Annotated in this window: 16 protein-coding genes and 2 pseudogenes; 5 read left to right on the forward strand and 13 right to left on the reverse strand. The window is 72.4% G+C overall.

Annotation, left to right across the window (positions count from 1 at the left end):
* Window positions 1–86: 86 nt before the first annotated feature.
* Window positions 87–728 (reverse strand): class I SAM-dependent DNA methyltransferase, encoded by a 642-nt coding sequence (locus ACFUJY_RS05700; RefSeq protein WP_383294999.1) that lies wholly within the window; start codon window positions 726–728, stop codon window positions 87–89.
* 63 nt (window positions 729–791) lie between these two features.
* Here ACFUJY_RS05700 and ACFUJY_RS05705 point away from each other — a divergent pair, with 63 nt between their 5' ends.
* Window positions 792–1,676 (forward strand): alpha/beta fold hydrolase, encoded by an 885-nt coding sequence (locus tag ACFUJY_RS05705; RefSeq protein WP_383295002.1) that lies wholly within the window; start codon window positions 792–794, stop codon window positions 1,674–1,676.
* Here the strand turns inward: ACFUJY_RS05705 and ACFUJY_RS05710 are convergent.
* The gene (locus tag ACFUJY_RS05710; RefSeq protein ID WP_383295005.1) at window positions 1,652–3,523 is read right to left on the reverse strand and encodes a TerD family protein; all 1,872 of its coding nucleotides are present in this window, start codon (window positions 3,521–3,523) and stop codon (window positions 1,652–1,654) included. The genes ACFUJY_RS05705 and ACFUJY_RS05710 overlap by 25 nt on opposite strands.
* 258 nt (window positions 3,524–3,781) lie before the next feature.
* On the opposite strand from ACFUJY_RS05710, the gene ACFUJY_RS05715 reads away from it, so the two are divergent.
* Complete coding sequence (locus ACFUJY_RS05715; protein ID WP_383295008.1) at window positions 3,782–6,610, forward strand: FAD-binding and (Fe-S)-binding domain-containing protein; 2,829 nt, start codon at window positions 3,782–3,784, stop codon at window positions 6,608–6,610.
* A 237-nt stretch (window positions 6,611–6,847) separates the two neighbouring features.
* Complete coding sequence (locus ACFUJY_RS05720) at window positions 6,848–8,050, forward strand: cytochrome P450 (protein ID WP_383295409.1); 1,203 nt, start codon at window positions 6,848–6,850, stop codon at window positions 8,048–8,050.
* Between the two features lie 36 nt (window positions 8,051–8,086).
* On the opposite strand, the gene ACFUJY_RS05725 is transcribed toward ACFUJY_RS05720, so the two are convergent.
* From ACFUJY_RS05725 to ACFUJY_RS05750, 6 genes and pseudogenes are all read right to left on the reverse strand, one after another.
* The gene (locus ACFUJY_RS05725; RefSeq protein WP_383295412.1) at window positions 8,087–9,007 is read right to left on the reverse strand and encodes a chitinase; all 921 of its coding nucleotides are present in this window, start codon (window positions 9,005–9,007) and stop codon (window positions 8,087–8,089) included.
* 204 nt (window positions 9,008–9,211) lie between these two features.
* Window positions 9,212–9,718: pseudogene (locus tag ACFUJY_RS05730) on the reverse strand (carbohydrate binding domain-containing protein); the annotation flags it as partial.
* Window positions 9,719–10,016: 298 nt separating this feature from the next.
* Window positions 10,017–10,410, reverse strand: a pseudogene (locus tag ACFUJY_RS05735) (type II toxin-antitoxin system death-on-curing family toxin).
* Window positions 10,407–10,601, reverse strand: a complete 195-nt coding sequence (locus ACFUJY_RS05740) for a ribbon-helix-helix protein, CopG family (RefSeq protein WP_383295011.1) — start codon at window positions 10,599–10,601, stop codon at window positions 10,407–10,409. The pseudogene ACFUJY_RS05735 and the gene ACFUJY_RS05740 overlap by 4 nt, the downstream one beginning before the upstream one ends.
* A 63-nt stretch (window positions 10,602–10,664) precedes the next feature.
* Window positions 10,665–12,020 carry a class I SAM-dependent RNA methyltransferase gene (locus tag ACFUJY_RS05745; protein ID WP_383295014.1) on the reverse strand — a complete coding sequence of 452 codons (1,356 nt, stop codon included), beginning with the start codon at window positions 12,018–12,020 and terminating at the stop codon, window positions 10,665–10,667.
* 109 nt (window positions 12,021–12,129) lie between these two features.
* A complete protein-coding gene (locus ACFUJY_RS05750) occupies window positions 12,130–14,178 on the reverse strand; it encodes an APC family permease (RefSeq protein ID WP_383295017.1) in 2,049 nt (682 codons plus the stop codon).
* Window positions 14,179–14,509: 331 nt separating this feature from the next.
* Between ACFUJY_RS05750 and ACFUJY_RS05755 the strand changes: the two genes are divergently transcribed.
* Together ACFUJY_RS05755 and ACFUJY_RS05760 are read left to right on the forward strand one after the other, a co-directional pair.
* Window positions 14,510–15,178 (forward strand): TrkA family potassium uptake protein, encoded by a 669-nt coding sequence (locus ACFUJY_RS05755; RefSeq protein ID WP_026242838.1) that lies wholly within the window; start codon window positions 14,510–14,512, stop codon window positions 15,176–15,178.
* Window positions 15,178–15,855: a TrkA family potassium uptake protein gene (locus tag ACFUJY_RS05760; RefSeq protein ID WP_018105403.1), complete on the forward strand. Its 678-nt coding sequence runs from the start codon at window positions 15,178–15,180 to the stop codon at window positions 15,853–15,855. Before ACFUJY_RS05755 ends, ACFUJY_RS05760 begins: the two co-directional genes overlap by 1 nt.
* A 52-nt stretch (window positions 15,856–15,907) precedes the next feature.
* On the opposite strand, the gene ACFUJY_RS05765 is transcribed toward ACFUJY_RS05760, so the two are convergent.
* From ACFUJY_RS05765 to ACFUJY_RS05785, 5 genes are all read right to left on the reverse strand, one after another.
* Complete coding sequence (locus ACFUJY_RS05765) at window positions 15,908–16,663, reverse strand: DUF3159 domain-containing protein (protein WP_383295021.1); 756 nt, start codon at window positions 16,661–16,663, stop codon at window positions 15,908–15,910.
* 3 nt (window positions 16,664–16,666) lie between these two features.
* A complete protein-coding gene (locus tag ACFUJY_RS05770) occupies window positions 16,667–17,083 on the reverse strand; it encodes an OB-fold nucleic acid binding domain-containing protein (RefSeq protein WP_073967463.1) in 417 nt (138 codons plus the stop codon).
* 87 nt (window positions 17,084–17,170) lie between these two features.
* Window positions 17,171–17,863, reverse strand: coding sequence for a response regulator (locus ACFUJY_RS05775; protein WP_361025286.1), 693 nt, complete (start codon window positions 17,861–17,863; stop codon window positions 17,171–17,173).
* Window positions 17,864–17,913: 50 nt separating this feature from the next.
* Entirely contained in the window at window positions 17,914–20,457 is a 2,544-nt protein-coding gene (locus ACFUJY_RS05780) for an ATP-binding protein (RefSeq protein ID WP_383295025.1), read from the reverse strand.
* 96 nt (window positions 20,458–20,553) lie between these two features.
* Window positions 20,554–21,288, reverse strand: a complete 735-nt coding sequence (locus ACFUJY_RS05785) for an ABC transporter ATP-binding protein (RefSeq protein ID WP_383295028.1) — start codon at window positions 21,286–21,288, stop codon at window positions 20,554–20,556.
* Window positions 21,289–21,395 lie beyond the last annotated feature (107 nt).

The following is a 21,395-nucleotide window of genomic DNA, read 5'->3' on the forward strand; positions in this document are numbered from 1 at the left end:
GGGGTATCTTCCGTCCACTGCAACAGTGATACCCCCCGGGGTATTTCCGGGCCTGTGGGCGCCCCTGGGCCGGGCGACGCCCCGCGTTACGCCTTGCGGGCGAGCAGGTGAACCTCCTGGAACTGGCGCCGGTCGTCCGGCCTGGGCTCGCGGACCATCCGGGCCGTCTCGGTCAGCCCGTGCGCCCGCAACAGACCGGCGAGGTGGTCGGGCGACCACCGGTAGGCCGTCGTGACGGCGTGGTCGAAGGACTGCGTGGGGTGGTCGGGCCCGTCGGTGGCGGAGAAGCCGATGAGGAGATGGCCGCCGGGTGCGAGCACACGGCCGAACTCGGCGAGGACCGGCGGGAGCTCCGCCGGCGGGGTGTGGATCACGGACCACCGCGAGAGCACCCCGGCCAGTGCGCCGTCGGCGAGGTCGAGCGCCGCCATCGACCCGACGTCGAACCGCAGCCCCGGGCACGCCGCCCGGGCCAGCTCGACCATGGCGGGCGAGGCGTCGACACCGAACGGGTCGAGCCCCAGCCCGGCGAGGTGGGCGGTGACGTACCCGGGCCCGCAGCCGAGGTCCGCCACCCGGCCGCCCGCGCCGACGGCCTCGGCGAAGACGTCCAGCATCGCGCGGTCCAGCGGGCTGTCCCGCAACGAGTCGGCGAAGAGCCGCGCGTACAGCTCAGCGGCGTCGTCGTAGGCGGCACGGGTGACGGAGAGGGCTTCGTGTTCGACCATGGCGGCGAGGGTAGTGCCCGGGCCGCGCCCCCGAGCGCGCCCCCCGGCCGGCCGGGTTGCGGCATGATCACCGGTAAGGCAGCCGAGCGCCTGGGGGGCACCGTGTCGTGGACCGAGCACACCGTCGTACGCGACGGGGTCCGGCTCGTCTGCCGGGACGGGGGCGGGCCCGGACGGCCCGTCGTCCTGCTGCACGGCCTCGCCGGCCACGCGGGCGAGTGGGACGCGCTCGCCGAGCTGCTGGCGCCCGGGCACCGGGTCGTCGCGGTCGACCAGCGCGGGCACGGTGCTAGCGAGCGCCGGCCGGACGACGTCTCCCGCGCCGCGTACGTGGCGGACGTCGTCGCCGTCGTACGCGGCCTGGGGCTGGAGCGGCCCGTCCTGGTGGGGCAGTCGCTGGGCGGTCACACCGCGCTGCTGACCGCCGCCGCCCACCCGGGCCTGCCGGGCGCGCTCGTGCTGGTGGAGGCGGGGTCCGGTGGCCCGAACCCGGGCGTCGCCGAGGAGATCGGCGGCTGGCTCGACGCGTGGCCGGTGCCGTTCGCCTCCCGCGCGGCGGCGTCCGCGTTCTTCGGCGGGGGGCCGGGCGGAGCGGGGTGGGCGGCCGGGCTGGTGGAGCGCGACGGCGGTTGGTGGCCGCGGTTCGACCGGGACGTCATGGTCGGCTCGCTCGCGGAGAACGCCCGGCGGTCCTTCCACGGGGAGTGGGACCGGGTGACGTGTCCCACCCTGCTCGTCCTGGGCCGGAAGAGCTTCGTCCCGGCCGACGAGGTGGACGAGATGCTGCGCCGGCGCCCCGGCACCCTCGCGGTGAGCGTCCCGGGCACGGGCCACGACCTGCATCTGGAGCGGCCGGACGCGCTGTACGGGGCCCTCTCGGCGTTCCTGGACGGGCTTGGCCGACCCGGCTCGTCCGGCGGCCCTCAGTCCGCGATGTCGACGCCGTAGCCCCGGGCGAGGTCGGCCAGGCCGTGGTCGTACCCCTGCCCGACGACCCGCATCCGCCAGCCCTCGCCCCGGCGGTAGAGCTCGGCGAGGATGAGGGTGCGTTCGGTGGTGGCGGCGTCGAGGGTGGCGCGGGCCGCCGGGGCGGCGCCGACCCCGCAGCCGGCGGTGATCTCCAGCGCGCCGACGTCGGCGAAGCGCGCGGCCCCGTCGATCGCCGCCGCCACGACGACCCGGTGCGCCTCCAGGGGCAGCCGGGCCAGGTCCACGCTGACGACCTGCTCGCTCGGACCGTCCGTGGCGAGCCGCACGGTCCCGTCGGGGTGCTCGGGTGCCCCGTAGAAGACGAAGTCCTCGTCCCCCTGCACCTGTTCCCCGGCGTCGACGACGAAGGCGACGACGTCCACGTCGCACGGGGTCTGCTGACGCCACATCGTGGAGACGGCCCACGGCTCCCCGGTGTCCGCCAGATCGAGGACGGCTCCCCTGACCAGCACCGCGGGGCCGTCGGCCGCCCCCGGGACCAGCTCGGCCACCGTCGCGGGCGCGGGTGCGAGCAGCCACTCCGGAGCGTGGACGGGAAGGCCGAGCGCGGTGACGCGTTTCATCCGCCGGTCCGCCTCACCGCCGGGCAGGACGACCACGTCGGACACGGTGGCCGAGAGGTTGACCGCCGCGGAGGCGCCCATGTACAGGGCGCGGGCCCGCGCTTCGGCGGCCTCCTCGTGGCCGCCGCCGAGCACCAGGACCCGCCGCCCGGTGAGCGGACGGCCCTTGCGGCCGGCGGGCGCGGGGCGGGGTCCGGGGTTCGCCGCGGGGGCGTCCGTGCGGGCCGGGGGCACGTCCGCGCGGGCCGCGGGGGCGTCCGGCCCGGCCTCCCGCTGCGTCGGAACGGCGGGGGCCGCGACCGCCCCGCCGCCTTCCCGCACCGCGCCCTTCGCCCGGCCCGGCCGCACGCTCTCCAGCAGCCGGAGGTAGGCCGGCTCGTCCAGGAGCGGCACGCCCTCCTGCACGGCGCGCCGCAGCTTGGACGACCCGGAGGCGGGGTCGTTGGTGACGACGGCGCTCGTGTGCCGGCTGACCGAGGTCATCACGTTCAGCCCGGCAGCCACCGACCGGGCGACCAGTTCCTCGCGGGAGATGCCGGTGTCCCCCGTGACGGCGATCTTCATGCCCTGGACCAGCGGCCCGCCGGGCGTCAGACGCCCCGGGTTCCGGTACGCGCAGGGCGTCTTGGGCACGAAGGGCTTGTAGTCCTGGCGCGGCGGGCACTCCAGGAGCGGCAGGGCCAGACCGAGTTGTTCGGCGGCGTCCAGCGAACCGCGCAGGATGCCGGAGAGGACGCGCACGTCGTCCTGCGCGTCGTGGGCGCGCTCCTGGCGCACCCCGTAATGCCGGGCGAGGGTGCCCAGCTTGAGGTCGGCCGTCGCGGGTCCGACCAGCCGGTTCAGGGCCAGGGTGCACAGCCGCCTGCTCACCGGCATCCAGGACCTGATCCGGGCGAACTCGTGCGCCAGGAAGTCGTAGTCGAACTGGGCGTTGTGGGCGACCATGACGCGCTTGCTGAGGAGCGCCCCCACCTTCGGCGCGATCTCCTCGAAGGTGGGCGCACCGGCGAGCCGGTCCGGGGTGAGCCCGTGGACGTGCACCGGCCCGGGATCGCACCCCGGGTTCAGGAGCGTCGTGTACTCCCCCGTCCGGTTGCCGTACGCGTCCAGCGTGAGGACCGCGAGCGAGAGGACCCGGTCCCGGCCGGGCCGCAGTCCGGAGGTCTCCACGTCGACGAGCGCCCACTCGTGGAAGTAATCGGGCTGGGCGGGCCACTTCGCGTCCGACGCCAACAGGGCCATACGAGGCTCCCCTCCCCGGATGCGGAGGGCGGCGCCCCTCCACGACGATGATCGACCGGGTGGGATTTTCGCACGAACCGGGTGCGATGCGTGTGGGACTCGTGAAGACGCCCCGGGGCGGCACGCGGGGCGGCGTCCCGACGCCGCCCCCGGTGTCTCCCGGAAGCTGGTACTGCGATGAGGATGACGTGAACCACGCTTCCGACCACCCGAGCCGACGACGCCTGCCGAGACCGACGCCCCCAGGAGCACTTTCCGATGGCCGCGACCACCGCAGACTCCCCCGTCCCCCTCACCGAGGCGTTTCTCGACGCCCTGCGCGGGAAGCTGGGTGATCTCGTCGACGCTTCGGCGACCACCCGGGCGGTCTACTCGACCGACGCGTCGAACTACCGGATCGTCCCGGGGGCCGTGCTCATGCCCCGGACGAAGGAGGACGTGGTCACCGCGGTCCGGATCGCGCGTGAACACCGGGTTCCGGTCACCGTCAGGGGCGGTGGGACCTCGTGCGCCGGGAACGCGGTGGGGCCCGGGCTGGTGATCGACTTCTCGCGCTGGATGAACCGCGTGCTGTCCGTCGACCCCGTCTCCTCGACGGCCGTGGTCGAGCCGGGCGCGGTCCTGAGCACGCTGCAGGCGGAGGCACTGCCGTACGGACTGCGGTTCGGGCCCGACCCCTCGACGGCCACGCGCTGCACCATCGGCGGGATGATCGGCAACAACGCGTGCGGGCCGCACGGCCTCTCGTACGGACGTACGGCCGACAACGTCGTGTCGATGACCTGGCTGACGGGCGGCGGCGAGGTGATCACGGCGGGCTCGGGGCCGGACGCGCTCGCGGCGGTGCCGGGGCTGGACGCCTTCGTCGCGGAGCACTTGGCGGTCCTGCGTACCGAGTTCGGGCGGTTCGGGCGGCAGATCTCCGGCTACTCGCTGGAACACCTGCTGCCGGAGAACGGGCGCGACCTCGCGGCAGCCCTGACCGGCACGGAGGGCAGTTGCGGGGTCCTGCTCGAAGCCGTGGTCAGGCTGGTTCCGCAGGCGCCCGCCCCGGCGCTCGCGGTCCTGGGTTACGCGGACATGGCGACGGCCGCGGACGACGTGCCGCACCTGCTGCCGTTCCGTCCGCTCGCACTGGAGGGCCTGGACGCGCAGCTCGTGGACGTGGTCCGCCGGGCACACGGCGACGGCGCCGTCCCCGCGCTGCCCGCCGGCGGTGGCTGGCTGATCGCCGAGGCCGGCGGGGCGACCGCGGCGGAGGCGGTCGAGGCGGCGCACGCGCTCGTCGCGGCCTCGCACGCCGCCGACAGCGTCGTCCTGCCCGCCGGCCCCGAGGCGGTCCGGCTCTGGCAGATCCGCGCCGACGGCGCCGGCCTGGCCGGACGCACCGCCGCCGGCAAGCAGGCGTGGCCGGGCTGGGAGGACTCCGCCGTGCCGCCGGAACGGCTCGGGGACTACCTGCGCGGGCTCCAGGCGCTGATGGCCGAGGAGGGGCTGTCCGGCCTGGCCTACGGCCACTTCGGCGACGGGTGCGTCCATGCCCGTATCGACTTCCCGCTCGATGTCGGGGGCGCACCGATGCGCGCCTTCCTCGAACGCGCCGCCGCCCTGGCCGCCGAGCACGGCGGATCGCTCTCCGGCGAGCACGGTGACGGCCGGGCCCGCTCGGAGCTGCTGCCGACGATGTACGACCCCGGGGCGCTGCGCGCGATGGAGCGGTTCAAGGCGCTCCTGGACCCGGACGACGTCATGAACCCCGGGGTCGTCGTCCGCCCCGCACTTCTGGACGCGGACCTGCGGCGGCCCGGGGCACGCCGGCTGCGGGCGACCGACGGTTTCGCCTTCGCGCGCGACGGCGGGGACGTCACGGACGCCGTGCACCGGTGCGTCGGGGTGGGCAAGTGCCGGGCGGACCCGCGCGGCCAGGGCGGCTTCATGTGCCCCTCGTTCACGGCCACCCGCGACGAGAAGGACTCCACGCGGGGCCGGGCGAGGGCGCTCCAGGAGATGCTGAACGGCGGTTTCGTCACGGAGGGCTGGAACTCCCCGGAGGTCCACGAGGCGCTGGACCTGTGTCTGAGCTGCAAGGCGTGCGCCACCGACTGCCCCACGGGGATCGACATGGCGATGTACAAGTCGGAGGCCCTGCACCGGACGTACGCGGGCCGCCGCCGCCTGCTGAGCCACTACACCCTGGGCCGGCTCCCGCAGTGGCTGCGCCTGCTCGCGCCGCTGGCTCCCCTGGTCAACCTGGCCGGCCGGGTGCCGGTGCTCCGGCGGACGATGATGACCCTGGCGGGCGCGGACCCCCGCCGCTCGCTGCCGCCGCTGCCGGCGAAGCCGTTCCGGTGGAGTGGGGCTTCCCGGACACGGCTCGGGGCGGACGGCCCCAAGGTGCTGCTCTGGGTCGACTCCTTCTCGGACGCCCTCGCACCGGACATCCCCCGGGACGCCCTGGAGGTGCTGACGGCGGCCGGCTGCGACGTGGAGATCGCCGCTCCGGGCGCCTGCTGCGGCCTGACCCTGATCTCCACGGGCCAGCTGACCGCCGCCAAGGCGAAGCTCCGCACCACGGTGGACCTGCTGCTCCCCCACGTCCGGGCCGGCCGGACGGTGATCGGCATCGAGCCGAGCTGCACGGCGACGCTCCGCTCGGACCTGGTGGAACTCCTGCCGGACGACCCCGGGGCGGCGGAACTCGCGGGCGCGGTCCGGACGTTCGCCGAATTCCTCACCTCGATCGACTGGACGCCCCCGCAGGCGGCGGAACACCTCCTGGTCCAGCCCCACTGCCACCACTACGCGGTCATGGGCTACGAGGCGGACCGCTCGCTGCTCCGGGCGATGGGGTGCGACGTCGAGATCTCCCCGGGATGCTGCGGTCTGGCCGGGAACTTCGGCATGGAGAAGGGCCACTACGAGGTCTCCGCGAAGATCGCCCGGGACGGCATCCTCACCAGGGCGGCCGGCCACCCGGACCGCCGCATCCTCGCGGACGGCTACTCCTGCCGCACACAGCTCCAGGACCTGGCGGGCCTGGACGGCCGCCATCTGGCGCAGATCGTCGCGGAGGCGTTGCGGCGCTGACCGCCGCGGGCCAGGCCCCGGGGAACACTCCGCCGGGCGCCCGGCGATCACCGGCCGTACGCGCGCCCGAGACCCGGCCCGGCACAGCCTCGAACCCGACACGTCGAGCCCTCAACATTTCCGCCGGACCGGCCTACGCTTTGCCTGCCCCCCACCGGCTCGCCCCTCGCCTTCCCCAGACCTGGAGCCCCGTTGAACACGTCACCGGTGAACCCCGAGGCCCGCCCTCCGCACCGCATGGACCCCGCGGGAAGCTGTCCGCACGCGGCCAACGCACGGCTGCTGGCGCAGGGGGCGGTCGCCCCGGTGGTGCTCCCCGGCGGCGTACGGGGGATGGCGGTGCTGGGCCACGACGCGCTGAAGGAGTTCCTCGCGCACCCCGACGTCGCCAAGGACGCACGCCACTTCGCGGCGCTCCAGGCCGGGGAGATCGCGGACGGCTGGCCGCTGAGGACGTTCGCCACGGTGCAGGGGATGACGACCGCGGACGGCGCCGACCACCGGCGGCTGCGGTCACTGATGGGCAAGGCGTTCACCGCCCGCCGGGTGGCGGAACTGCGTCCTTACGTCGAGGAGCTGGCGTCCCGTCTGCTGGACGGTCTGGAGGCGGCCGCCGCCGACGACGGCACCGTCGATCTGCGCGCCCGCTTCGCGCTGCCGCTGCCCATGGGCGTCATCTGCGAGCTGCTGGGCGTGGACGAGGCCCACCACGACCGGCTCCACCACCTCTCCAACCAGCTCGTGGCCACGGACATCGGCCCGGCCGAGGTCATGGCGGCCAACCGGGAGACGGCGGAGACCCTGAGCGCGGTCGTAGCCGCCAAGGCCGCCCATCCGGGGGACGACCTCACCAGCGCGATGATCGCGGCCCGCGAGGAGGACGGCGACCGGTTCAGCCCGCAGGAGCTGATCGGCACGCTAATGCTGACCATCGTCGCGGGGCACGAGACGACGCTGAACCTGATCACCAACGCCGTACGCGCCCTGTGCGCCCACCGGGACCAGCTCGACCTGGTGCTCTCCGGCGCGGCGAGCTGGGCCGACGTCGTGGAGGAGACCCTGCGCTGGGACAGCCCGGTCAGCTACTTCCCGTTCCGCTACCCGACCCGCGACCTGACCCTCGGCGGCACGGTGATCCCCCGCGGCACCCCGGTCCTCGCCGGCTACTCGGCCGCCGGCCGCGACACCCGGACCCACGGCCCGGACGCGGCCCACTTCGACCTCACCCGCGCCGGCACGTCCCGCCACCTCTCACTGGGCCACGGCGCCCACTACTGCCTGGGCGCGCCCCTGGCCCGCCTGGAGGCCACCACGGCCCTGGAACAGCTCTTCACCCGCTTCCCGGCCCTGGACCTGGCGGTCCCGGAGCCGGAACTCCCCCGCCACGCCTCGTTCGTCGGGAACAGCGTGCGGAGGCTGCCGGTGCGGCTGCGGGGGTGACGCGTCCGGCCCTGCGGGGCCGGACGCGTCGGGGCCCTAGCGGCCCTGCAGGGACTTGACGTTGTCGCCGAAGGACCAGCCCTTCGAGCCGTCCCAGTTGAGGGACCACGTCATGAGGCCCTTGAGCGAGCCGTTGAACGTGTTCCACGCCTGCCCGACCTGGCTGGGCGCCATGTAGCCGCCGCCCGCGCCGGGCTGGGCCGGCAGACCGGGCACCTGCTTGTCGTACGGCACCTTGATCGTGGTGCCCTGGATGGTCAGGCCGTTGTTGAGGCAGGTGGTCTGAGCGGCGAAGCCCTCCACGGTACCGGCGGAGTACGAGTCGCCGGAGCAGCCGTACATGCTGCCGTTGTAGTACTGCATGTTGAGCCACCACAGCCGGCCGTTGTCGACGTACTTCTTGATGATCGGCAGGTACGCGCCCCAGATGGACCCGTAGGTGACGCTGCCGCCGGTGACGTACGCGGTCTCGGGCGCCATCGTCAGGCCGAAGCCCGCCGGCATCTTGGCCAGCACGCCGTCGATGATGCGGATCAGGTTGGACTGGGAGGCGGACAGCGTGTTGATGTTCCCGCTGCCGGACAGACCGGTCTCGATGTCGATGTCGATCCCGTCGAAGTTGTACTCCTTGAGGATCGGCACGACCGTCTCCACGAAGCGGTCGGCGACCTTGCTCGACGACAGGTCGATGCCCGCGGTCGCGCCACCGATGGACATCAGCAGCGTGGCGCCGTTGGCCTTGGCCTCACACATCTCGGCCGGCGTCGACACCTTCACACCCGCGTCCATGCCGTCCTCCCACAGGACGGTCCCGTCGGAGAGGATCACGGGGAAGGCGGCGTTGATGACGTTGTAGCCGTGCTGGGCGATGCGCTTGTCGGTGATGGGGACCCAGCCCATGCCGGGGTGCACGCCGTTCGACGCACCGTCCCAGTTCTCCCAGTACCCCTGGAGCACCTTGCCGGCCGGCTTGGGCTTCGTGGCACAGGTGGCGTCGCCCGGCGGGTCGGTGGGCGGCGGGGTGGTCGGCGGGTCGGTCGGCGGCGGCGTAGTGGGCGGATCGGTGGGCGGCGGCGTGGTCGGCGGGGGCGTCGTGCCACCGGGGCCGGTGAGCGACACGTCGTCCGCGAAATACGCGGGCGTCCCGTACCACCCGTGCAGATAGACCGTCACCGACGTGGTGTTCGCACCGGTGGTGAAGCCGACGCTCAGCTTGCTGTACGACGAGGAACTGGGCGTCCAGGTCGACGGCTCGCTGGTGGCTCCCGTGCCGCTGGCGCCGAGGTACACGTAACTGCCCTGGACGAAGGCGCTCAGCGTGTACGTCGAGTTCGGCTGCACACTGACCGTCTGGCTGCACCGGGCGTTGTCCAGGCCGGACGGCGTGGCCTTCAGCGCGGACGAGCCGGAGTGCGCCGGGCTGCTGGTGGCCTGGCCGGAACCATTGGCGCAGGACCAGCCGGAAAGCCCGCTCTCGAAGCCGGAGTTGGTCACCAGGTTGGCGGCATCGGCGGCGCCGGCCGAACCGGAACCAACCAGAGCAACGCAGGCGCCGACGAGTGCGGCGGCGCTCACCCCGGCAACCGTTCGGGTCAGGACGGCGGCTGAGTGGCCGTCACCTGCCGTCGGCAGCGTACGAATCCTTCGACGGAACATGCTGTGCTCCATTCTGGCGACGCGCCACGGGCGTGAGCGTGCGGGAGGGGTCGTCGCCGCACGGCCCGGGATGAACTGGGGAAACGCGGTGCGGCGATCGACGGGAGCGTAGAAGCGGTGACCGGGCCCGTCAATAGGTCTGGACCAAAGACGAGCGACTGCCCACAGCGCCACTTGACGGAACTTGACGGACCGGGCAGCACCCGGCGAATCACTTGCGCCCAGACCCGGCGCAGTGCAAAGGTGCCCACCCACAGCCCCACAGGCTGGCCCCTTCTCAACAGGCCCCAGCGTCACGCATCGTCGAACGTCAGGAAACGGGAAACCAGGCCGCGAGGTGCTTGGTGATCGCCGTGCACATCGGCGGTGTCCTGCGCGACTGCCTCGACGAACGGGCCGGCCACGGAAACGGGCGGCGGGACGGTACTCGCGCTGACGCCGTTGAACCGCAGGAAGACACGCATGGCGAGCCAGGCGGTGCGCTTGTTGCCGTCGATCAGCGCGTGATTGCGGGCGACGGAGTGCAGCAGCGCCGCCGCCTTCTCGTGCAGCGTGGGATACAGCTCGGCTCCGAACACGTTGGTCCGGGGCCGTTCAATCGCCGATACGAGAAGACCCATGTCACGCACGCTGCGCTCCGTAGCGTTGACCGTACGGGCGATGGCCAGGGTTTCGTCCACCTGGAGGTAGCGCACGTCGGTCACTTCAGGTAGTCCAGGATCTCCGCATCGCTCTCCATGAGCTCAGCCAGGACATCACCGACCTTCAGCTCGGCCCGGTCCTGGGCCTCACGGATGGCCTCAATGGCGAGTTCCTGCTTGCTGCGACCCTCCCGACGAGCCCGCTCGGTGAGCTTCGCGTCAAGATCGTCGGGGAGTCGAAGTGTCATCGCCATACGGGGATGACACCAGGCCGGTATCAAACGGGCCGAGACCAGTCAGAGCAGCAAAGATGCAGGTCAGGAGCCCTTCGCCGCCGGCTCCAGAATCGCCACGCACTCCACATGGTGCGTCATCGGAAACAGATCGAACGCCCGCAGCGTCCGCACCCGGTACCCGCCCTCCGCGAAGTAGGAGATGTCCCGCGCCAGAGCCGCCGGGTCGCAGGCCACGTACGCGATGCGGCGCGCGCCGAGGCCCACCAGGTGCTTCACCGTGGCGCGGCCGGCGCCCGCGCGGGGCGGGTCCAGGACGATGAGGTCGCATTCGGTGATGCCCGTGCGGGGCAGGACCTGGTCGACCTTGCCGTGTTCGATGCGGACGCGGTCCAGGTCCGCCAGGTTGTGGCGGGCGTCCTCGACCGCGCGCTTGCCGGACTCGATGCCGAGCACCGCGCCCTTCTCACCGATGCGCTGGCCGATGGCGCCGGCGAAGAGGCCGACGCCGCAGTAGAGGTCGAGGGCGGTGTCGTTCTTACGGGGCAGCAGGCCCTGCATGACCGCGCGGACCAGGGTGTTCGCGGCCTGGGGGTGGACCTGCCAGAAGCCGCCGGAGCCGACGCGGTACGTGCGGTCGTCGGCGCGCTCGCGGACGAAGCCGCGGCCGTGGACCCGGTGCACGCCGCCGTCGCGTTCGTCCACGCGGAGGACGGAGACCGGCTTGTCGAGCTCGACCAGGGGCAGGCGGCCGCCCGGGCGGGGGGTCAGGATGACCTGGCGGTCGTGGGAGCCGGTGGCGGCGATGGCCTCCACCGTGGCCATCCGGGGCCAGTCCTGCTGCTCGACGCCCAGCTCGGAGACCCCGGGCGCGGCGATCATGCAGTGGTCGATGATCTCGATGTCGTGCGAGCGGTGCTTGCGCAGCCCGACGCGGCCGTCCTCGTCGATCGCGTACTGGACCCGGGTGCGCCAGGCGGGCACCTCGCCCGCGGGGAGCTTGTCGCCCTCGGCGGGCATGACCGTGCCGTCCCAGCCCGCCTCCTCCGGGGTGAGGCCCGCGAGGCGCTGGAGCTGTTCGGCGATGACCTCGCCCTTGAGGCGGCGCTGGGCGCCGGGCTTGGCGTGCTGCCAGTCGCAGCCGCCGCACTTGCCGGGGCCGGCGAACGGGCAGGGGGCCGGCACCCGGTCCTTGGACGCCTCGATGATCTCCACCGCGTCCGCGCGCAGGAAGCGCGAGTCCTCGGCTCCGTCGGTGATCCGGGCGACCACCTTCTCGCCGGGCAGCGTGTGGCGTACGAACAGCACCCGGCCCTCGTCCGTGCGGGCGATGCAGTGGCCGCCGTGCGCGACCGGGCCGACCTCGACCTCGTACTCCCGCCCGACCAGCGACTCCGGCTGCGTCTCCCCGGTCTGCGGCGACGTGGATTCGTTCTGCATGAGGGGGTGGCTCCAGAGAGGGAAGGGAACGGTCCGCGGGCGGACGACAACAACCTACGAGTCTACGTGCGTGTCGTCCGCCCGCCGACCACATGCGGCGGTCCCCGCCTCAGCCCTTCGGCGTCGGTTCCTTGTGCTTGCGCTCCACCGGGCCCCGGCGCACCGAGCCCGGAGCGGTCCAGTCGGCGCGCTTGCGGGCGCGCTTCTTCGCGGCCTCGGAGGATTCCAGCTGGTACGGGACCGAGGTGACCATCACACCGGGGGTGAAGAGCAGCCGGCCCTTGAGCCTGAGGGCGCTCTGGTTGTGCAGCAGGTGCTCGTACCAGTGCCCGACGACGTACTCGGGGATGTAGACGCTCACGACATCGCGCGGGCTCTCCCTGCGCAGGCCCTTGACGTACTCGATGACCGGGCGGGTCACCTCGCGGTACGGGGAGTCGAGGATCTTCAGCGGCACGTTGATGCCGCGCCGCTCCCAGTCCTCCCGCAGGGCCTTCGTCTCGGCCGGGTCCACGCTGATGGAGAGCGCCTCCAGGTGGTCCGTGCGGATCAGCTTGGCGTAGGCGAGAGCGCGCAGGGTGGGGCGGTGGAGCTTGGAGACCAGGACGATCGAGTGGACCCGGGAGGGGCGGATCGACTCGTCGGGCGCGGTCTCGTCGGCGGCGATCTCCTCGGCGACCCGGTCGTAGTGCTTGCGGATCGCGGTCATCGTGCCGAAGAAGATGACCATGCCGAGCAGCGCCACCCAGGCGCCGTGGGTGAACTTCGTGGCGAGGACGACCACGAGCACCAGACCGGTGAAGAACGCGCCGAAGGTGTTGATGGCCCGGGAGCGGATCATGCGGCGGCGCTTGGCCGGGTCCTTCTCGACGGCCAGATGGCGGTTCCAGTGCCGGACCATGCCGGTCTGGCTGAGCGTGAAGGAGACGAACACGCCGACGATGTACAGCTGGATGAGCCGGGTCGAGTCGGCCCCGTAGATCACGACCAGCAGGATCGCGGCGCCGGCCAGCAGCACGATGCCGTTGGAGAAGGCGAGCCGGTCGCCGCGGGTGTGCAGCTGGCGGGGCAGGTAGCGGTCCTGGGCCAGGATCGAGCCGAGGAGCGGGAAGCCGTTGTACGCGGTGTTCGCGGCCAGGAAGAGGACGAGGGCGGTGGCGGCGGCGAGGATCACGAAGAAGAAGGTGCCGTCGCCGAAGACCGCTGCCGCGACCTGCGAGATGACCGGGTCCTGGACGAAGCCCGCGCCGACCGGGCTGCCGTTGCTGATCAGGTCCTTCGCCGGGTTCTCCGCCATCTTGACGTCGGTGGCCATGGCGAGGCCGATGATGCCGCAGAACATGGTGACGGCGAGCAGGCCCATCATCGCGAGCGTGGTCGCGGCGTTCTTGCTCTTCGGCTTGCGGAACGCGGGCACGCCGTTGCTGATCGCCTCGACGCCGGTGAGCGCCGCACAGCCGGAGGAGAAGGCGCGCAGCAGCAGGAAGACGAGCGCGAAGCCCGCCAGACCCTTGTGCTCGGGATGGATGGTGTAACCGGAGGTCGGGGCGTGCATGGTGTCGCCGAGGACCAGGCCGCGGAAGGCGCCCCAGACGATCATGATGAAGACGCCGGCCACGAAGAGGTACGTGGGGATGGCGAAGAGCTTCCCGGACTCCTTGACCCCGCGCAGGTTCATCAGGGTCAGCAGGACGATCGCGGCGACCGCGCACCCCGTCTTGTGCTCGACGACGAAGGGGATCGCCGAGCCCAGGTTCTCCACCCCGGAGGCGATCGACACGGCCACGGTAAGGACGTAGTCGACCAGCAGCGCGCTGGCGACGGTCAGCCCGGCCTTGGGGCCGAGGTTGGTGGTGGCGACCTCGTAGTCGCCGCCGCCGCTCGGGTAGGCGTGGACGTTCTGCCGGTAGGAGGCGACGACCGTGAACATCAGGACCACGACCGCGACCGCGATCCAGGGACTGAAGTGGTACGCCGACACACCCGCGATGGACAGCACGAGGAGGACTTCTCCGGGTGCGTACGCCACCGAGGACAGCGGGTCGGATGCGAAGACGGGGAGCGCGATGCGCTTGGGGAGGAGCGTCTCCCCCAGCTTGTCGCTGCGCAGGGCCCGTCCGATCAGGATCCGTTTGGGCACGTCGGTCAGTTTGGACACGCAGAGGATCGTAAGGGTTCCGTATGGGGCCCGCCCCCGCTGCACCGGCGTGGCCCGCCAATCTCCTGCACTCGGCCGGAAACGCCACGGAATCCTTAACGCAATCCTTGCGCCGCGCCGCCGGCGAGCGTCCCGGGCACGTCGTCTTTGCCACCGCCGCGCCGCGATGCGCACACTCGGATGAGGCGACGCGACCCGCGCCGCATAAGCTCGTAACCGGGCGACGGGACACACCGTTGCCCCGTTGTTTGCCCGGCCAGCCGAGGAAAGAGTGTGAGCAGGGTGTTTTCGCAGGTCAGCCGGACGACCAGGACTGCGAGGTAGGCGCAAGGTGCACATCGTCATCATGGGCTGCGGGCGAGTGGGAGCCGCTCTCGCGCAGACCCTGGAGCAGCAGGGGCACACGGTCGCCGTCATCGACCAGGACCCCACGGCGTTCCGGCGACTCGGCTCCGGGTTCGGCGGCCGTCGCGTCACCGGCGTCGGGTTCGACCAGGACACGCTGCGCGAGGCGGGGATCGAGGAGGCCGGCGCGTTCGCGGCGGTGAGCTCCGGGGACAACTCCAACATCATCGCGGCCCGGGTGGCACGCGAGATGTTCGGCATCGAGAACGTCGCGGCCCGGATCTACGACCCCCGGCGCGCCGAGGTGTACCAGCGTCTGGGCATTCCGACGGTCGCGACCGTGCGCTGGACGGCGGACCAGATGCTGCGCCGGCTGCTGCCGTCGGGTGCGGAGCCGCTGTGGCGCGACCCGAGCGGCGGGGTGCAGCTCGCGGAGGTGCACACCACGCCGTCCTGGATCGGTCACAAGATCAGCACGCTCCAGGAGGAGACGGGCGTCCGCGTCGCGTTCCTCACCCGGTTGGGCGAAGCCATACTGCCGTCGTCGCAGACGGTGCTCCAGGAGGGCGACCTCGTCCACGTGATGATGCGTACGGACGAGATCGCGAAGGTCGAGGCGGCCTTCGCCGAGGGCCCCGAGGAGGGCGGTCACTGATGCGTGTCGCGATTGCCGGGGCGGGTGCGGTGGGGCGTTCCATCGCGGGCGAGCTGCTGGAGAACGGGCACGAGGTGCTGCTCGTGGACAAGGCGCCGACCGCCATCTCGGTGGAGCGGGTGCCGATGGCCGAGTGGCTGCTGGCGGACGCCTGTGAGATCACGTCGCTGGACGAGGCGGCGCTCCAGCGCTGCAACGTCGTGATCGCGGCGACGGGCGACGACAAGGTGAACCTGGTCGTCTCGTTGCTGGCCAAGACCGAGTACGGCGTGCCGAGGGTCGTCGCCCGGGTGAACAACCCGAAGAACGAGTGGCTGTTCAACGAGTCGTGGGGCGTCGATGTGGCGGTGTCCACGCCGCGTCTGATGTCGGCGCTGGTGGAGGAGGCGGTGAGCGTCGGCGATCTGGTCCGGCTGCTGCGCTTCAGCCACGGCGACGCGAACCTGGTGGAGCTGACGCTGCCGCCGGAGTCGGCGCTGGCGGGGACCCAGGTCGGAGAGGTCGCCTGGCCGGAGGACACCTCGCTGGTGACGATCATCCGGGGTCAGCGGGTGCTGACGCCGAGCCCGGAGGAGAGCCTGGAGGCCGGTGACGAGCTGCTGTTCGTCGCCGCGCAGGCGCGTGAGGAGCAGCTGGAGGACCTGCTGTCGGTGCGCCGGGGCGACTCGGAGGCGTGAGCATGCGAGAGGGGCCCCGTCACCGCTGGTGACGGGGCCCCTCTCGTACGTTTCAGAGCTCCTGGCCCCTGGCCGCTTCGGCGGCGGCCGCCTTGCGGGCCTTCTCGGCCTCCTCCTCCGCCTCCATCTCGGCGAAGACGTCGATGGGCGGCGGCGCCTTGGCGAGGAACACCCAGGTCAGGTAGACCGCGAGCAGGAACGGCGGGATCTTCAGGGCGACCAGCACCCAGCCGAGCTGGGTGGTGTCGGCCCACCAGTACAGCGGGAAGAGAATGGCGCACTTGGCGAGCAGGATCAGCCCCCAGGCGTAGCTGGCCTTGGTGTACGCCTTCTTGCGGCCGGGGTTACGGGTGCGCCAGGAGAGGTTCTCCTTGAACACCGGGCCCAGGATCAGGCCGATCAGCGGCAGGCCGGCGACCGCGGTGACCAGGTAGGCCAGGGCGAGGCCCAGGGTGTAGAGCATGCCCGGGAGGTAGAAGTCCTTGGCGTTGCCCGTCATCTTGGCGAAGACCACGCCGAAGGCCACACCGAAGACGCCGCTGAAGGCGTGCTTGACGGTGTCCTTGCGGATCAGCCGGACGACCACGAGCGCGAGCGACACCGCCAGGGCCGCGATGGCCGAGTAGGTGAGGTTCTTGTTGATCGTGAAGATCGTGACGAAGAGCAGCCCGGGCAGGACCGTCTCCACCATGCCCCTCACGCCGCCGAAGGCTTCGAAGAGCGCGGCCTCGGTGACCGCCCTGCTGTCGGCCTCCTGCTGGTCGGTGGTGCGGTCCGTGTCGGACGTCGGCTTGTCGAGAGACGTCACCGGCTACTCCTTGCCGAGCGGTCGGAGTTCGTATTTGGGGTTGAACAGCACCCGGCGGCCGTGGCTCATGGCGATCCGGCCGGAGGCGATGAGCTTGCGGCCGGGTTCTATGCCCTGGATGGAGCGGCGGCCGAGCCAGACCACGTCGAGCGGTGCGGTGCCGTCGAAGAGCTCCGCCTCCAGGGCGGGCACTCCGGCGCGCGGCCGCAGGGTGACCGTCCGCAAGGTACCAGTGACCTTCACGATCTGGCGGTCGGTGCATTCGGAGATCCGGGTGCACCCCGACGCCTGCGAGTCCTCCTCCAGCTCCTCGCACTCCAGGTCCTCCTGGGAGCTGGAAAGCCGGTCGAGCATGCGCCGGAAGCGCCCGGAGGGCCGGTCGCCCTTGTGGGGCTTCTCGGATCGAGGAACAGCACTCATACCCGAAGGGTACCGGTCCCGCGAGGTCCTGGCGGGTGGCCGCCGTCTCACCCGTACGGAGGACACGTACGCGCCCGTCCGCCGGTTTCAGGCGCGCTCGAAGCGGTAACCCATGCCGGGTTCGGTGACGAAGTGGCGGGGGTGGGAGGGGTCCGCTTCCAGCTTCCGCCTGAGCTGGGCCATGTAGACGCGCAGGTAGTTGGTCTCGGTGCCGTACGAGGGCCCCCAGACCTCCTGGAGCAGCTGGCGCTGGCTGACGAGCCGGCCGCCGTTGCGGACCAGGACCTCCAGCAGGTGCCACTCGGTGGGGGTGAGCCGTACGTCGCGGCCCTCGCGGTGGACCTTCTTCGCGGCCAGGTCGACGGTGAATCCCTCGGTCTCCACGACGACGACCTGGTCGCCCCCGTCCTGCCCGACCGGCTCGGCCCGGCGCACCGCGGCCCGCAGCCGGGCCAGCAGCTCGTCCATGCCGAAGGGCTTGGTCACGTAGTCGTCGGCCCCCGCGTCCAGCGCCTCGACCTTCTCGTCGGAGGTGTGGCGGGCCGAGAGGACCAGGATCGGGACCCGGGTCCATCCGCGCAGGCCCCGGATCACGTCGACGCCGTCCATGTCGGGCAGCCCGAGGTCGAGGACGACGACGTCGGGGTGGCGGGCGGCGGCGAGCTGGAGGGCGGTGGCCCCGTCGGGGGCGGCGTCCACCTCGTACTTGCGCGCCTTCAGGTTGATCACGAGGGCGCGTACGATCTGCGGCTCGTCGTCGACCACGAGCACCCGGGTCATCGGGGTCCTGCCTTTCTGCTGGGCGTACGTCGGTGCGGGGAGGTCCTGCTTCATGAGGTGGTCCGCGCGGGGAGGCCGGGGGCGGCCGGGGCGTGCCCGGGTGCCGCCTGGAGGGTCAGGACCATGGTGAGGCCGCCGCCCGGGGTGTCCTCGGCGTCGAGTGTGCCGCCCATGGACTCGGCGAAGCCCCGGGCCACCGCGAGGCCGAGGCCCACCCCGGCGCCGCGCGGGGCGTCCCCGTAGCGCTGGAAGGGCTCGAAGATGCGCTCCTTGCCCTCGTCGGGGACGCCCCGGCCGCGGTCGGCCACGCGGAGTTCGACGCGGGTGCCGAGCGCGCTGGCCGCCACGGTGACGCGGTCGCCGTCGGGGCTGTACTTCACGGCGTTCTCCACGATGTTGGCGACCGCCCGTTCCAGGAGGCCGGGGTCGACGGCGACCATGGGCAGCGTCTCGGGTATGTCCAGGTCGACGCTGCCCTCGGGGACGCCGCCGAGGGCCATGGGCACCACCTCGTCCAGGTCGATCTCCCGGATGAGCGGGGTGACCGTGCCGGTCTGGAGGCGGGACATGTCCAGGAGGTTGCCGACGAGGTGGTCCAGGCGGTCGGCGCCGGCCTCGATGCCCTCCAGGAGCTCCGCCTCGTCGTCGTCGGACCAGGCGACGTCGTCCGAGCGCAGGGAGGAGACGGCGGCCTTGATCGCGGCGAGCGGGGTGCGCAGGTCGTGGCTGACGGCGGCCAGGAGCGCGGTCCTGATGCGGTTGCCCTCGGCGAGTCGGCGGGCCTCCTCGGCCTCGTCCACCAGCCGCTGGCGGTCCAGGACGACGGCGGCCTGGGCGGCGAACGCGCCCAGCACCCGGCGGTCCTCGGCGGGCAGCACCCGGCCGGTCAGGGCCAGGGCCATGTGGTCCCCGACGGGCATGTCCACGTCGGCGTCCTCGGGCCGGGCGGCCGGGGCCGGGCCGACGCTGCCCGCGCAGGTCCAGGGATCGACGTCGCTGCGGCGTTCCAGCAGGGCCACGGACCCCATGCCGAAGGTCTCCCGGACCCGGTCCAGGAGCGCGGCGAGCGTGGTCTCGCCGCGCAGCACGCTGCCGGCCAGGAACGACAGGATCTCGGACTCCGCGCGCAGCCGGGCGGCCTGGTGGGTGCGGCGGGCGGCGAGGTCCACCACGGAGGCCACCGCGACGGCCACCGCGAAGAAGATCACGATGGCGACGAAGTTCTCCGGGTCCTGGACGGTGAGCGTGTGGGTGGGCGGGGTGAACCAGTAGTTGAGGAGCAGGGAGCCGCCGGCGGCCGCCGCGAGGGCGGGCAGCAGTCCGCCGATGAGGGCGGCGCCGACGGTCATGAAGAGGAAGAGCAGGACGTCGTTGGCGAGCCCGGGGCCGGATTCGAGGGCCTTGAGGAGCACGGCGAGGAGGACCGGGCCGCCGACGCCGACCACCCAGCCCCAGATGATGCGGGCGCGTCCGAGGCGGGCGCCCCGGGCGATGGGCAGGCCCCGGCCCTTGGCGACCTCGTCGTGGGTGACGATGTGGACGTCGAGGTCGGTGCCGGACTCGCGGGCGACGGTGGCGCCGACTCCGGGTCCGTAGATGTACTGCCAGGTCTTGCGGCGGCTGGAGCCCAGGACGATCTGGGTGGCGTTGACGCCCCGGGCGAACTCCAGGAGCGCCGAGGGTATGTCGTCGCCGATGACGTGGTGGAAGGTGCCGCCCAGGTCCTCCACGAGGGTGCGCTGGACGGCCAGCTCCTTGGGCGAGGCCGAGGTCAGCCCGTCGCTGCGGGCGATGTAGACGGCCAGGATCTCGCTGCCGGAGCCCTTGGCCGCCATCCGGGCGGCGCGGCGGATGAGGGTGCGGCCCTCGGGGCCTCCGGTGAGGCCGACGACGATGCGTTCGCGGGCCTGCCAGGTGGTGCGGATGTTGTGCTCGCCCCGGTACTGCTGGAGGTATTCGTCGACCCGGTCGGCGACCCAGAGGAGGGCCAGCTCGCGCAGGGCGGTGAGGTTGCCGGGGCGGAAGTAGTTGGAGAGGGAGGCGTCGATCCGGTCGGGCTTGTAGATGTTGCCGTGGGCCATGCGGCGGCGCAGGGCCTGGGGCGACATGTCGACCAGTTCGAGCTGGTCGGCCCGGCGGACGACCTCGTCGGGCACGGTCTCGCGCTGGCGTACGCCGGTTATGGACTCGACCACGTCGCCGAGGGACTCCAGGTGCTGGATGTTGACGGTCGAGACGACGTCGATGCCGGCCTGGAGCAGTTCCTCGACGTCCTGCCAGCGCTTGGCGTTGCGGGAGCCGGGCACATTGGTGTGGGCCAGCTCGTCCACCAGGGCGACGGCCGGGGCGCGCTCGAGCACCGCGTCGATGTCCATCTCGCTGAAGACGGCCGAACGGTGCTCGGTCTCGCGGCGGGGGACGACTTCGAGGCCGTGCAGCAGCGTCTCGGTGCGCGGGCGGTCGTGGTGCTCCACGACGCCGACGACGCAGTCGGTGCCGCGTTCGACGCGCCGGTGCGCCTCGGCGAGCATCGCGTACGTCTTGCCGACGCCGGGTGCCGCACCGAGGTAGATCCGAAGTTTGCCGCGCGCCATGGTTCGAAAGTACCTGGTGGATTTCCGGCGTATCGGGCGGAGGGTGGGGAAGCGGCGGGATTTGACGTAACCCTGATACCGCTTCCCGGCCGCCGGTCAGTGCTCGGTGATGTGGCCGTCGCTGAGTTCGAGGACCCGGTCGGCGAGGCCGAGGAGCTGGGCGTCGTGGGTGGCGACGAGCGCGGTGACGCCCTCGCTGTGGACGACGGCGCGCAGCAGCTCCATCACCGCGAGGCCGGTCTCGGCGTCGAGCTGTCCGGTCGGCTCGTCGGCGATCAGCAGGGCGGGCCGGTTGGCGAGCGCGCGGGCGATGGCGACGCGCTGCTGCTGGCCGCCGGAGAGTTCACCGGGGCGCTGGGCGGCGTGGTCGGCGAGGCCGACCAGGGAGAGCAGCAGCGACACCCGCGCCTCGCGCTCCTCGGGGTCGGCCTTGCGCAGCCTCAGGGGCACGCCGACGTTCTCGGCGGCGGTCAGGATCGGGATCAGGCCGAAGGACTGGAAGATGAAGCCGACCCGGTCCCGGCGCAGCTCCAGGAGCCCGTTCTCGCCGAGCGAGGAGAGGTCGGTGCCGTCGACGGTGATCCGGCCGCCGTCCGGGGTGTCGAGGCCGCCGACGAGGTTGAGCAGGGTCGTCTTGCCGGAGCCGGAGCGCCCCTTGAGGGCGACGAGCTCGCCGCGCGGCACCTCGAAGGAGACACCGCGCAGCGCGTGCACCGCGCCCGCGCCGGAGCCGTAGGAGCGGTGCAGGTCCTCGACGCGGACCATGGGGCCGTCGGCGACGGCCGTGCCGGCGCCGCCGCCGGTGCTGGTGTCGGCGGTGTTCTCGGTCATGGCGCTCCCCCGTGGGTCCTCGGTCCTGTCGGCCGCCAGTATGTGCAGGTGACACGGGACCGGGCAATGCCCGGGCACGGCCCGGCCCCCGGCGGTACCCACCGGCA

It is taken from the genome of Streptomyces sp. NPDC057249, from assembly GCF_042669245.1.
Lineage (GTDB): Bacteria > Actinomycetota > Actinomycetes > Streptomycetales > Streptomycetaceae > Streptomyces.